General features: G+C 69.6%; 5 protein-coding genes. 4 read left to right on the top strand and 1 reads right to left on the bottom strand.

The annotated features are described in order from the left end of the window. Nucleotides 1-187: 187 nt before the first annotated feature. Nucleotides 188-3292 carry a non-ribosomal peptide synthetase gene (locus tag EIZ44_RS22435; RefSeq protein WP_134730996.1) on the bottom strand — a complete coding sequence of 1035 codons (3105 nt, stop codon included), beginning with the start codon at nucleotides 3290-3292 and terminating at the stop codon, nucleotides 188-190. A gap of 152 nt (nucleotides 3293-3444) precedes the next feature. On the opposite strand from EIZ44_RS22435, the gene EIZ44_RS22430 reads away from it, so the two are divergent. The 4 genes from EIZ44_RS22430 (at nucleotide 3445) to EIZ44_RS45615 (ending at nucleotide 13206) form a co-directional block, all read left to right on the top strand. Further along, a complete protein-coding gene (locus tag EIZ44_RS22430) occupies nucleotides 3445-3654 on the top strand; it encodes an MbtH family protein (protein WP_134730994.1) in 210 nt (69 codons plus the stop codon). 49 nt (nucleotides 3655-3703) lie between these two features. Then, the gene (locus EIZ44_RS22425) at nucleotides 3704-9970 is read left to right on the top strand and encodes a non-ribosomal peptide synthetase (protein WP_134730992.1); all 6267 of its coding nucleotides are present in this window, start codon (nucleotides 3704-3706) and stop codon (nucleotides 9968-9970) included. Nucleotides 9971-10073: 103 nt separating this feature from the next. Then, on the top strand, nucleotides 10074-12968 hold the full coding sequence (locus tag EIZ44_RS45170; RefSeq protein WP_134730990.1) for a non-ribosomal peptide synthetase: 2895 nt from the start codon (nucleotides 10074-10076) through the stop codon (nucleotides 12966-12968). 22 nt (nucleotides 12969-12990) lie between these two features. After that, nucleotides 12991-13206, top strand: coding sequence for a response regulator transcription factor (locus EIZ44_RS45615; RefSeq protein ID WP_009077456.1), 216 nt, complete (start codon nucleotides 12991-12993; stop codon nucleotides 13204-13206). Nucleotides 13207-13315: the final 109 nt, after the last annotated feature.

Below are 13315 nucleotides of genomic sequence, written 5' to 3'. Positions count from 1 at the left end.
CTGATCGCCGGGTAGGTCCAGGTGGTCTGGATTGGTCGTCGCGGTAGCCGGCAGACTGAGGTCGAGGGCGTCGAATCGCCGGAGCAAGGCTTCTGCGGCCGCGTAGGTGACCGCGGTGTCTTTGTTGTCCAGCACAAGGTTCACCAGCGCGGGTGGCTCTCCGGCACCCGCCGCGGAGCAATGGATTTCAGGTCTGCTCGATGACCACAGCCAGTTCGGCGACCGTCCGAGCGGCGAACAGGTCCCGCAGCGAGACGCGGACGCCCAGCTTCTTCCGGATCCGCGCGAGCACCCGGGTGGCCAGCAGGGAATGCCCGCCGATGCGGAAGAAATCGTCGTGGACGCTGATTTCCTCCACCCGCAGCACTTCCCGCCAGATGTCGGCGAGCGCGTGCTCGGTCGCGGAAGACGGCTCGGCGATCGGCTCCGCTCGGACCGCGTCGCCGGCCGACGGGTCCGGCAGCGCGGCGCGGTCCACCTTCTTGCTCGGCGTCAGCGGCAGCGCGGCCATCGCGACCCACTGCGCCGGCACGAGATAGTCCGGCAGTTGTGACCGCAGGCTCGCCCGCAGCGCGGCGAAATCCGGCTCGCCGGAAGCCGCGACGACATAGGCGACCAAGGTCCGCTCCGGCAGATCTTTCACCACGACAGCGGCCGCGCGCACCGCGGGATGGGCGTCGAGGGCGGCTTCGATCTCGCCGAGTTCGATCCGGAACCCGCGGATCTTCACCTGCCGGTCGAGCCTGCCGAGGAACTCGATGGTCCCGTCCGAGCGGAAGCGGGCGAGGTCGCCGGTGCGGTACAGCCGGGCGCCGGTCGAGTACGGGTCCGGCACGAACTTGTCCGCGGTCAGCGCGGGACGGCGCAGGTAGCCGCGCGCCACGCGCAGGCCGCCGAGGTGCAGTTCGCCGGGGACGCCGACCGGAGCCGGGCGTCCGGCGGGGTCGAGCACGTACGCGCCGGTCGCGGCGACCGGGCGGCCGATTGGCAGGGTCGGCGCGTCGAGATCGGCGTCGTCGGCCCATTGCAGCGTGCTCGAGATCGTTGCCTCGGTCGGGCCGTAGCAGGCCACGAAGCGCCCGGGCAACTGCAGTTCGCGCCAGCGCCGGGCGTCTTCGGTGGTGACGACGTCCGCGCCGACGTTCACCATGTTCAGGCACGCGACCCGCGGATCGCGCGGCGTGAGCACGCCGAGCAGTTCGCGGTAGTAGGCCGGGGTGAGGTTGACGCTGGTGATCCGGTGCCTGCCGAGCTGGTCGGCGAGTTCCTCCGGCTCCCAGAACAGCGGGTCGCTCAGCACCACCGACGCGCCGGCCAGCAGCGGGCCGCCGATCTGCTCCAGAGAACCGTCGAAGGCCAGCGACGCGAGCGAGAGCACCCGGTCGGCCGCGGTGATTCCATATTCGCGGGCGATGACCTGGGCGTGTTCGGCGTAGGAGCCGTGCTGGATCTGGACGCCTTTCGGCCGTCCGGTCGAGCCGGAAGTGTAGATGACGTATGCGAGATGGTCCGGTTCGACTGTCCAATAAGGACTGTCCGAAGAGGAATCCGCGGTTTGATCGAGGGAGACGACGGGGCAGCCGGTGTCGGCGAACAGCCCGGCATAGCGGTCCTCGGTGACGACTGCGGCGGTGCGGGCGTCCTCGACGAGATAGGCGAGCCGGTCGGGCGGGTTGGCCGGATCGAACGGGACATACGCCGCGCCGGATTTCAGCACGCCGACCAGCGCGACTACCGCGTCGACGCTCCGTTCGAGGCAGACGCCGACGGTCGATTCCGGGCCGAGCCCGCTCGCGCGCAGGTGCCGGGCGAGCCGGTTGGCAGCGGCGTCGAGCTCAGCGTAGGTGAGTTCCCGGCCGGCGCAGTGGACGGCGAGGCGGTCCGGGGTTTCGGCTGCTCGCTGGGCGAACAGGTCGGGGAAACAGCCCGGTGCCACCGCGTAGCCCGGGGTCCAGGCCCATTCGGACAGCAGGGCGAGTTCCGCGGCCGGGGTCAGGTTCAGTTCGCTCAGCCGCTGTGCCGGACGGTCGGCGATGCTCTCCAGCAGGCACTGGAAGCGGGCGGCCAGCCGGTGCGCGGTGGCGGGCTCGAACAGGGCGGTCGGGTAGGTGAGAGTGCCGGTCAGCGAGCCGTCCGGACGGTGCTCGAATTGCAGTCCGAGGTCGAACGACGCGGCCGTCCAGTCCACATCGGACTCCTCGACGGCCAGCCCGGGCAGCCGGAACCGCTGCTCCGGCACCTCGTGCAGGCCGAAGAACGCCTGGACCAGGGGGTTGCGGGAGAGATCGCGGTCCGGTTCGAACTCGCCGACGAGCCAGTCGAAGGGGACGTCCTGGTTGCCGAAGGCGTCCAGCGCGGTCCCGGCGACCTGGTCGAGGAACGTCGTGAACGCCGGGTCGCCGCCGAGATCGGCCCGCAACACGAGGGTGTTGACGAAGAATCCGGCCAGCCCCTCGACCTCGGCTGGCGCGCGCCCGGCGACCGGGCAGCCGACGGCGATGTCCGTGCCGCCGGTGTGCCGGGCGAGAAAGACCTGGTAGGCGGCCAGCAGGACCATGAACGGCGTCGCCCGGCGGGACCGGCCGAGCGCGGTGAGCCGTTCCGCGAGCGCGGCGGGGACCTCGACCCGGACCGCCGCGCCTGCCGGGTCCCACACCGGTCCGCGCGGACGGTCCGCCGGGAGCTCCAGCGGGGTCAGCCCGGCGAGCCGTTCGCGCCAGTAGGCGAGCTGACCCGCGAGCCGGGTTTCGGCGTCTTCCCGTTGCCAGAGCGCGAAATCGGCGTACTGGACGGGCAGGGCGGGCAACTCGGGCAGGGTGCCGGCGTGGAACGCGCGGTAAAGCTCGGCGAGTTCGGCGGCGAGGACATCCCAGGACGCGCCGTCGAAGGCGATGTGGTGCACGACGATCAGCAGAACGTGCTCGCGCGCGTCGAGGCGGAGCAGCCGGGCCCGCAGCGGCAGGTCGGTCGCGAGGTCGAAGGGCACTGCCAGCTCAGCCGCGACCACGGTGTCCAGCTCGCTTTCCGTGACGCCCTCGATCGGCAGCGGTACCGGCTGCGGCTTGCCGACCACCTGGACCGGCACTCCTTCGCGGCTGCGGTACCGCGTCCGCAGCACCTCGTGGCGGGCGACGAACGCGTCGAGCGAACAGCTCAGCGCGGCGACGTCCAGCTTGCCGCGGACTCGCAGCGTCAGCGGGAGGAGGTACTCGGTCCCGCCGGGCCGCAACGCGTCGAGGAACCACAGTCTTTCCTGCGAGAAGGACAGCGGCAGGTCGCCGGGCATGGTCATGGCGCCAGGGTGGCGGTTCCCGTCCGGCGGGTCCAGAGGCGGGACGGTGCGCTCGTTGCTGCGCGTTCTTCTCTGCCGCCCCGCCGCCCGCGCGGGAAGGCTCGGCTCGCGACGGGACGGGTGTGCCCGGCGCGAGGACGAGGAGGACCCGGATGAGCGAGGACGAACGCACCTACGGCGTCGTGCTGAACGACGAGGAGCAGTACTCGATCTGGCTGGTCGGCCGCGACCTGCCGGCGGGCTGGCGGTACGAGGGGAAGCGCGGGCCCAAGCAGGAGTGCCTCGACCACATCGACCAGGTGTGGACGGACATGCGGCCGAAAAGCCTGCGGGAGCGGATGCGGGCGGACGCTCCGGCCTAGCCGCCGCCGTTCGCCGACCAGCCCCGTCGATCGACCCGCAGGGGGAGCGATGACCACCGAACAGTCCCGGCGCGACGAGCTGCTGGAGCGCTACCTGGCCGCGGCCCCGGACCCGGGCTCGGTCCCGGTCCCGGTCCGCACGGCTCCCGCGCTCCGGGCCGATCGCAGCCGTCCGCTGCCGCTTTCCCCGGCCCAGCAACGGGTCTGGGTGCTGGACCGGCTCCATCCCGGCGGCACCGAGTACGTGGTGACCGCGGCGTGGCGGCTGCGCGGCCCCCTCGACGTCGAGCGCCTGCGGACGTGCTGGCGGACGATCGTGGAGCGCCACGAAATCCTGCGCACCACCTACGTCGAACGCGATGGCGTGCCGGAACAAGTCGTGGGGGAACCCGGGGTCGATCTGACCGTGCAGGACGTCCCGGCGGAGGACGTCGAGGCGGTCACCCGGGAAGCGGCCTCGGTGCCGTTCGATCTGGCTCGGGACCGGCCGTTGCGGGTTCGGGTGCTTCGGCAGTCCGCGACTGGGCACGTTCTGCTGCTCGTCGTGCACCACATCGCGTACGACGGGTGGTCGACGTCCGTCGTCGCGCGGGAACTCGAGGCGCTGTACCGCGGGGAGATTTTGCCGCAGCTGCCGGTCCAGTATGCCGATTTCGCTTCCTGGCAACGGGAGCAGGCGGCCAGTCAGCGAGTGACCGAGCAAGTCGAGTTCTGGCGTCGACGGCTCGACGGGGTTGTGCCGCTCACCCTCCCGACGGATCGCCCGCGCCCGCCCGTGCACGATCCGCGCGGTGACATTCTGCGATTCACCGTGGACGCCGAACTCGGGTCCGCCGTCGCCGCGCTCGGCCGGGCGCATCGGGCGACCACGTTTATGGTGCTGCTGGCCGCGTATCAGATTCTGCTGAGCCGGTATTCGGGACAGGCAGATGTCACTGTCGGCACGCCGGTCGCCGGGCGTACGCGGGCCGAGGCGCAGGATTTGGTCGGTCTGTTCCTGAATACCCTGGTGCTGCGGGCCACTGTGGACGGTTCGGTGTCGTTCGCGGATTTCCTCGACGGCGTTCGTCAGGACACGCTCGATGCGTATTCCCATCAGGACGCGCCGTTTGAACGGCTCGCCGACGAGCTGGTGCCGGACCGCGATCTGTCCCGCAATCCGCTTTTCCAAGCCATGCTCGTGTTGCAGAACACCGCCGACGCCGGATTCGAGGCAGTCGGACTGCGCGGCGAGCAAGTTCATTCTCCCTGGCACAGCGCGAAATTCGACCTGACGCTGGAAGTGACTGAGCGGCCGGACGGTGTCTTGGACGCCGTGCTGGAGTATCCGGTCGCGCTGTTCGATCGGTCCACTGTGGAGCGGATTGGCGGGCATTTCACCGAATTGCTGCGCGGTATCGTCGCGAATCCTGGTGCACTGTTGGCGGACCTGCCTTGCCTGAGCGCAGCCGAGAAGGCCGAATTGGGTGGGTGGAACGAAACAGACGTTCCCTTTGCGGGTGGGACGTTGCTGTCGCTCATTGCCGAGGGTGTTGCTGCCGGTGAAGTCGCGGTGGTCGCCGATGGTCGCGAAGTGTCCTATGTGGAGCTGGACGAGTTGTCGAATCAGGCGGCGCATTGGCTTCGCGCGCGTGGGGTGGGTGCTGAGTCGGTAGTCGGGGTTCGGCTGGAGCGCGGCTTGGAGATGGTGGTCGCGCTGGTCGGGATTCTCAAGGCCGGGGCGGCGTATGTGCCGCTGGATCCGGATTATCCCGAGGACCGGTTGCGGTTCATGATCGAGGATTCCGGCGCGGAGGTGGTCATTGAGCCGGGCGACCTCACTGCTCTCGACAAACCCCGGAACCCGGTGAATGTCATTGTGCGGCCGGAAAACGCGGCGTATGTGATCTATACTTCGGGGTCGACGGGGCGGCCCAAAGGTGTGGTGATCGAGCATCGCGGGATCGTCAACCGACTGCGGTGGATGCAGGACGAATACGGCCTGACACCCCAAGATCGGGTGCTGCAGAAGACTCCGTTCGGTTTCGATGTGTCCGTGTGGGAGTTCTTCTGGACGTTGTCCGTCGGCGCGACGCTCGTGATGGCCCGTCCCGGAGGTCACCGCGATCCGGCTTATCTCGCCGAGGTCATGAGTGAAGGGATCACGACCGCCCACTTCGTGCCGTCGATGCTGCGGGCGTTCCTGTCCGGCCCGGTGCCGTCGCTGCGCCGGGTGCTGTGCAGCGGCGAGGCGCTCCCGGACGACCTGGCGGAGCGGTTCCATCAGCTGATCGACGCCGAGCTGCACAATCTCTACGGGCCGACCGAAGCTTCGGTCGATGTGACGGCGACGCGATGCCTCCCGGGGGAGCCCGTCACGATCGGCCGCGCGATCGCGAACACCCGGGTCTACGTGGTGGACGCCGAGTTGCGCGAGGTGCCGGTCGGCGTGCCCGGCGAGCTGGTCATCGCCGGGGTGCAGCTGGCGCGCGGGTACCTGAACCGGCCGTCGCTGGCCGCCGAGAAATTCGTCCCGGACCCGTTCGCGCGGCAGCCCGGCGAACGGCTGTACCGCACCGGCGACCTCGCCCGGCGGCTGCCCGACGGACGGATCGAGTACCGGGGGCGGCTCGACCACCAGGTCAAGATCCACGGAAACCGGATCGAACTCGGCGAGGTCGAGGCGACCCTGCTGACCCATCCCGACCTGCGCGCGGCGGCGGCCGCGGTGCACGACGACCGGCTGGTCGGCTACTTCGTCGCCGAGCCCGGACGCACTCCCGACCCGGCCGAATTGCGTGCTTATCTGGCGCGCACGCTGCCGGAACCGATGCTGCCGTCGGTATGGCTCGCGCTAGACGCGTTGCCGCTGACCGCCAGCGGCAAAATCGATCGCAACGCCTTGCCCGCCCCGGACGGAGCGCGCACGAGCCACGGTTACATCGCGCCGCGTACTCCGGCGGAGGCAGCGGTAGCCCGCGCGTTCGCGGCGGCGACTGGCGTCGACCGGGTCGGTGCGGAGGACAGCTTCTTCGCGCTGGGCGGCGATTCTCTGCGGGCGATCCGCGCCGTGGGACTGCTGAACGCGGAGGGAATCGAGGCGAGCGTTGCGGACCTCTTCCGGCGACAGCGGGTGGCCGACTTCGCCGCGGGGCTCGGCGGTCCAGCGGCCGCGATCGAGGCGGTCGAGCCGTTCACGCAGCTTGCCGCCGGTCAGCGCGAGGCGTTGCCAGCCGACGTGACCGACGCCTATCCACTGTCGCTCGCGCAGGCAGGCATGGTGCACGAGATGCTCGCCGGGGCCGACCGCGGGCTCTATCTGAACCAGCTCGGGTACCCGGTGCACGAGGAGTTCCGTCTAGACGCCTTGCAACAGGCAGCGGACCGGCTCGTCGCGCGGCACGAGATCCTGCGTACCTCGATCGACTTCGCCGCGGTTCCGCCGCTGCAGCGGGTGCACGAGACCGCCGTCCTGGACGTGACTTGCGACGATCTGCGCGCGTTGCCCGCCGAGGAGCAGGCCGCGCGGATACGGGAGCACCGGGCGCGCGGGTTCGATCTGCTCAGCCCTTCGCTGCTGCGTCTGCACGTCCACTGGCTCGCCGAGCGCGAATGGCGGCTGTCGTTCAGCTATGTACACGCGATTCTCGACGGCTGGAGCCAGAATTCGCTGGTCGCTGAGTTGCTCGAGGACTATCGGACCCGCGCGGCGGAGCCGGTCGCACCGCCGCCGGTCCGGTTCGCGGATACGGTCGCCCGGGAACGGGAGTCGCTGGAGTCCGCTGTGGACCGCGAATTCTGGGCAGGCCGGCTGCGCGCGGCTGAGCGGTTCGCTGTGCCGTCGGGCTGGGCGGGCGAGGACGACGGGATTTACCGCACGGTGCGGGTGCCGTTCGACGACCTGACGCCTCGGTTGCGTGCGGTGGCTTCGTCGGCCGGGGTGCCGCTGAAGAGCTTGCTGCTGGCCGCGCATCTCACTGTGCTGCGAACGATTTCCGGGCACGACCGGCCGTTTCATACCGGCGTGGTGACCAACAGCAGGCTCGAGCGCGCGGGCGGCGATCAGGCTCGCGGGATGTTCCTGAACACCGTGCCGTTCGCGGTGCCGGCGGACGCGCGCGACTGGCCGGAGCTGGCTCGCGCGGTGTTCGCGGAAGAGACCGCGATGTGGCCGCACCGGCATTTCCCGCTGCCCGCGATGCAGGCCGCGTGGGGCGGGCAGGTGCCGCTCGTCGACGTTTTCTTCAACCACACAGACATGCACGTCCTCACGGACGCGCTGGTCGACCTGGCCGAGGTCGCCGACAGCACGCCCAACGAGTTCGGCCTGTCCGTCTCGACCGTGCCCGGTGCGTTTGTGCTGGAGGCATTCACTTTCCGGGTCGCCGTTGCGCATCTGGAGTTTCTCGCTCGGCTTTATCGGCATGTGCTGGAACGGATCGTTGCTGCGCCGACCTCCGAGCCACGCCGGTCTGGGCTGCCTGCGGCGGATCGGGCTGCGCTGCTGCGGAATCCATCGCGGACCGAGCCCGCTGGTCGGATGCTGCCGGAGCTGTTCGAGGCCACCGCGGTGGCGCACCCGGATGCTTTGGCGCTGCGGTGCGGCGACGTGACGCTCACTTATCAAGAATTGTCGGTGCGGGTCGCTAAGCTTGCGCGGTATCTGAAGGAACAAGGAGTTCGGCGCGGAGCGCTGGTCGGGGTGCTGCTCGACCGGGGTCCGGACCTGCTCGTCGCGTTGCTCGCCGTGCACCGGGCGGGAGGCGCGTACCTGCCGGTCGATCCGCGCTATCCGGCGAAGCGGGTTGGTTACGTACTGGCCGATTCAGGAGTGGAGGTGGTGCTCAGCGAAGAGTCGCTGACGGGGTTGCTGGAAGGGACCGGCTGTTCGGTAGTGCTGCTCGACCGCGACGCGGCGGCGATCGCGGCGTGCCCGGCGTGCCCGGCGGATGTTCCCGCGCCACGGCCCGAGGGCAGCGAACTCGCCTACGTCATCTACACGTCCGGCTCCACCGGGCAGCCCAAGGGCGTCCAGATCGGGCACGGCGCGCTGGCGAACTTCCTGCTGTCGATGCGGGAACGGCCCGGTCTCGCGCCGGGTGCGTCGGTGCTCGCGTTGACCACGGTTTCGTTCGACATCTCGGCGCTGGAGCTGTACCTGCCGCTGCTGGTCGGCGGGCAGGTGATCGTCGCGACCGCCGAGGAGTGCATCGATCCGCAGCGGCAGGCCGCGTTGATCGAGCGGACCGCGCCGTCGGTCGTGCAGGCGACGCCGTCGGGCTTGCGGCTGCTGGTCGATGCGGGCTGGACTCCGCCTGCTGAGCTGACCGTGTTCGCCGGCGGCGAGAAGCTGCCGGACGACCTGGCACGACGGCTCACCGCGGGCGGGGCGCGGCTGTGGGATCTCTACGGCCCGACCGAAACGACGATCTGGTCCACCGTCGCCGAACTGGACGGGGACAGCGTCGTCTCGTGGGAACCCGTCGCGAACACGGACGTCTACCTGCTCGGCGACGACCTCGAACCGGTGCCGCTCGGAGTGGTCGGCGAAGTGTGGATCGGCGGCGACGGCCTGGCCCGCGGCTACGCCGGTCGCCCCGGCCTGACCGCGGAACGGTTCGCACCGGATCCGCACGGACTCCACCCGGGCGGACGGCTCTACCGCACCGGCGACCTAGCGCGTCGACGGCCGGACGGATCGGTGGAGATCCTCGGCCGCGCCGACGACCAGGTAAAGGTCCGCGGCCACCGAGTCGAACCGGGCGAGGTCGAGGCCGTGCTGCGGGCCGACCCGCGGATCCGCGATGCCGCCGTGCAGCCGACCCCCTCCGCCGATGGCTGGGAACTGACCGCCTACGTCGTAGCTGAGGTCGCACTGTCCATTGCGGACGTCCGAAAAGGACTCTCCGGCGTGCTGCCGGATTACCTGGTGCCCAGCGGCTTCGTACTGCTGCCGGAACTACCGCGCACTCCGGCCGGGAAACTGGACCGAGCCGCATTGCCCGCTCCGGAACCGGCGGTGCGCGAACGCCCGCACGTCGCTCCGCGCGGACCGGTGGAGGAGCTGGTCGCCGGTGTGTGGTCGGAGGTGCTAGGCACGGACGGGATCGGCGTGCAGGACGATTTCTTCGACCTGGGCGGACATTCCGTGGCCGCAACCCGGATCTCAGTCCGGCTGCGCGCGGCCCTGGACGCCGACGTCCCGGTGCGGGCTCTCTTCAACCATCCGACTATCGAATCCCTCGCCGCTGCGGTGGCCGGTTATCCGCGGCTTGCTCAGCAACCGGCTGCTCGGGTGACGATCCGTCCGCGTGCGGCGGTGAGTGAGGACGTATGAACGGGCGGTGCGGGCTCTGGCGGATGGCTGGTTGTCGGCGCTTCGCTCAGCAACCGGCGGCTCGGGCGACGATCCGTCCACGTGCGGCGGTGAATGAGGACGTATGAGCGAGACATTGCTGGACATGGTGGCCGAGGGTGTCGCTGCCGGTGAAGTCGCGGTGGTCGCCGACGGCCGGGAAGTGTCCTATGTGGAGCTGGATGAGCTGTCGAATCAGGCGGCGCATTGGCTGCGGGCGCGTGGGGTGGGGCCGGAGTCGGTGGTCGGGGTTCGGCTGGAGCGCAGCGTCGAGATGGTGGTCGCGCTAATCGGCATTCTCAAGGCAGGAGCAGCCTATCTGCCCCTGGACCCGGACTATCCCGAGGACCGGCTGCGGTTCATGATCGAGGATTCGGGTGCCGAGATCGTCGTCGAGCCGGGTGATCTCACCGGGCTCGGCGAATCCCGGGAGCCGGTGGAGGTCGTAGTCCGGCCGGAGAACGCGGCGTACGTCATCTACACATCGGGGTCGACCGGCAAGCCCAAGGGCGTGGTGATCGAGCATCGCGGGATCGTCAACCGCCTGCGGTGGATGCAGGACGAATACGGCCTGACGCCCCAAGACCGTGTGCTGCAGAAGACGCCATTCGGTTTCGACGTGTCGGTGTGGGAGTTCTTCTGGACGCTCTCCGTCGGCGCGACGCTCGTCATGGCCCGTCCGGGAGGGCACCGCGATCCGGAGTATCTCGCGGACGTTCTCGTCGCGGAACGGATCACCACAGCACACTTCGTGCCGTCGATGCTGCGCGCGTTCCTGGCCGGATCGGTCCCGGAACTGCCGGTGCGGCGAGTGTTGTGCAGCGGCGAGGCGCTCCCGGACGAGCTGGCGGAGCGGTTCCACCGGCTGGTCGGCGCAGAGCTGCATAATCTCTACGGGCCCACAGAGGCGTCAGTGGACGTCACAGCGACGCGGTGCCTGCCGGGCGAGACGGTCACCATTGGTCACCCGATCGCGAACACTCGCGTCCACCTGCTCGACGGAGAGTTGACCATCGCGGGGGTGCAACTGGCGCGCGGCTACCTGAACCGTCCGGCGTTGACGGCGGAGAAGTTCGTGCCCAATCCGTTCGCGGAGACCCCGGGGGAGCGGCTGTACCGCACCGGCGACCGCGCGCGGCGGCGGGCGGACGGGGCGTTCGAGTATCTGGGCCGGTTCGACCATCAGGTCAAGATTCACGGCAACCGGATCGAGCTTGGCGAGGTCGAGGCTGCGCTGCATGCGCATCCGATGATTGCTGCTGCAGTGGCTGCGGTGCACGAGGATCGGCTTGTCGCTTATTGCGTTTACCGTGCTGGAACGGCACTGTCGACGTCTGAGTTGCGGGCGCATCTGGCTCGTACTCTGCCGGAGTCGATGCTTCCGGCGGTGTGGACGTCGCTGGCCGCGCTCCCGCTCACGCCGAGCGGCAAGATCGACCGCAACGCGCTGCCTGCGCCGGACGGCACTCGTCCGGCGTTGGCGGTCGTCTATGTCGAGCCCCGGAATGAGACGGAGGCGGCGATTGCCGAGATTTGGGCGGACGTGCTCGGGGTGAGTCCGGTCGGTATCCATGATCCGTTTCTCGAGCTTGGCGGTCGTTCGCTGGCTGCTACCCGGATCTGTGCGCGGGTCTCGCGCAGCACGGGGCGGCGGTTGTCTGTCGCGGATCTGTTCACTGCGCCGACGGTCGCGGAGCTGGCGGAATTGGTCGCGGGGGCACCGTCCATTGCGGAAGTCCATAGTGGACCGAGTGAGATTTCGGCGGCGCAGCAACGGATGTGGTTTTTGGATCAACTGTCCGGGCCGTCCGTGATGTACACTATGTACGAGGCTTACCGGTGCACTGGAGAGCTGGACGTCGAGGCATTGCGGCGCGCGTTGGCGCAAGTGGTCCAGCGACACGAGACCTTGCGGACGACGTTCCGGAGCCGTCGCGGCGAACCGGAGTTGGTGGTGTCCGCTGAGGGCGAGATTCCGTTGACGGTGGTGGACGGTTCGGCGGAGGAGGTCGTCGACGCGGAGCTTCGCCAGCCGTTCGACCTGGCGCGCGGGCCGTTGCTGCGGTGCACGGTGGTCCGCGGCGAGGAAGGACGGTTCACGCTGCTCGCGGTGATCCACCACATCATCGCCGACGACACTTCGATGGAGATCTTCTGGCGCGACCTCGCCGAATGCTACGCAGGGCGGGCGTCCGCGCTGCCGGAGCTGGCCCCGGTTCATGCCGCGCTGGACCAGACGGGTCTCGAATACTGGAAGTCGGCGTTGGCAGGTGCGCCGCCGGCGATCGAACTTCCGGACAGCCTCCCGCGACCGGCTCGGCAAGCGCAGCTGGAAGGCACCGTCGAGTTTTCCGTGCCACAGCACATCATCAGCGCGCTCGAAACCGTGGCCACGGAGGCAGGTGCGACGGGGTTCATGGCGTTGCTCGCCGCGTTCGTCCTCGACTTGCGCCGGGTGACGGGGCGGGACGACCTCGTCGTCGGCACCTTCGCGGGCAACCGGCCGTCGGTCGAGGCGGAAGACGTGATCGGGCTGTTCGTGAACACGCTTGCCTTGCGGGTACGGGTTCCCGGCGATCCGGCGTATCCGGAGGTGCTCGCCGCGGTGCGGGAGGCGGTGGTCGGCGGGTTCCGGCATCAGGACGTGCCGTTCGACCAGGTCGTGGCAGCGCTGCGTCCGCCGCGCGACCTGAGCCGGAATCCGGTGGCGCAGGTGGCGTTCCAGTCGCTCGGCTCGCTCGCGGACCGGCTCCGGCTCGACGGGATCCGCGCCGAGCCGTGGCGGGCCGGACAGGGCGGGAATCCGTTCGACGTGCTGGTGACGGTCCGCGAGCATCCCGACGGCTTGGCCGGGACGCTGCATTACGACCGGGCCCTGTTCACCGAAGCCGCGGCGAAGACGATGGCCGACCGGTTCGTCCAGGTCGTGCACACGGTCGCGACAGCCCCGGGCACGCGCGGTTCGGAGCTGCCGGGGTGAGCGGATCTCCTACACTGGACGGGTGGACGGCGAGGCGGCGTACCGGCCGCAGCTCGGCGAACGCGAGCTGCGGGTGCTGCGGCTCGTCGCCGAGGGGTACAGCAACAGCGAGATCGCGGCCGAGCTCGGCTGGTCGGAACACACGGTGAAGAACGCGCTGTACGACCTGATGGCCCGGCTGGGAGTACGAAACCGCGCCCATGCGGCGGCTTACGCGGTGCGGAACGGGCTGATTTAGGACCGCGTTGGGACGACTCGGCGCGGCGCGGGGTTGCTTGGCAGGGGGACGAGGGGATTGGCTCGTCCGTGCTGCCGTGCTGCCGTGCTGCCGTGCTGCCGTGCTGCCG

Origin of the sequence: Amycolatopsis nivea (genome assembly GCF_004522235.1) — a bacterium.
GTDB classification, from domain to species: Bacteria; Actinomycetota; Actinomycetes; order Mycobacteriales; family Pseudonocardiaceae; genus Amycolatopsis; species Amycolatopsis nivea.
This window is presented reverse-complemented; position numbering and strand designations above follow the sequence as displayed.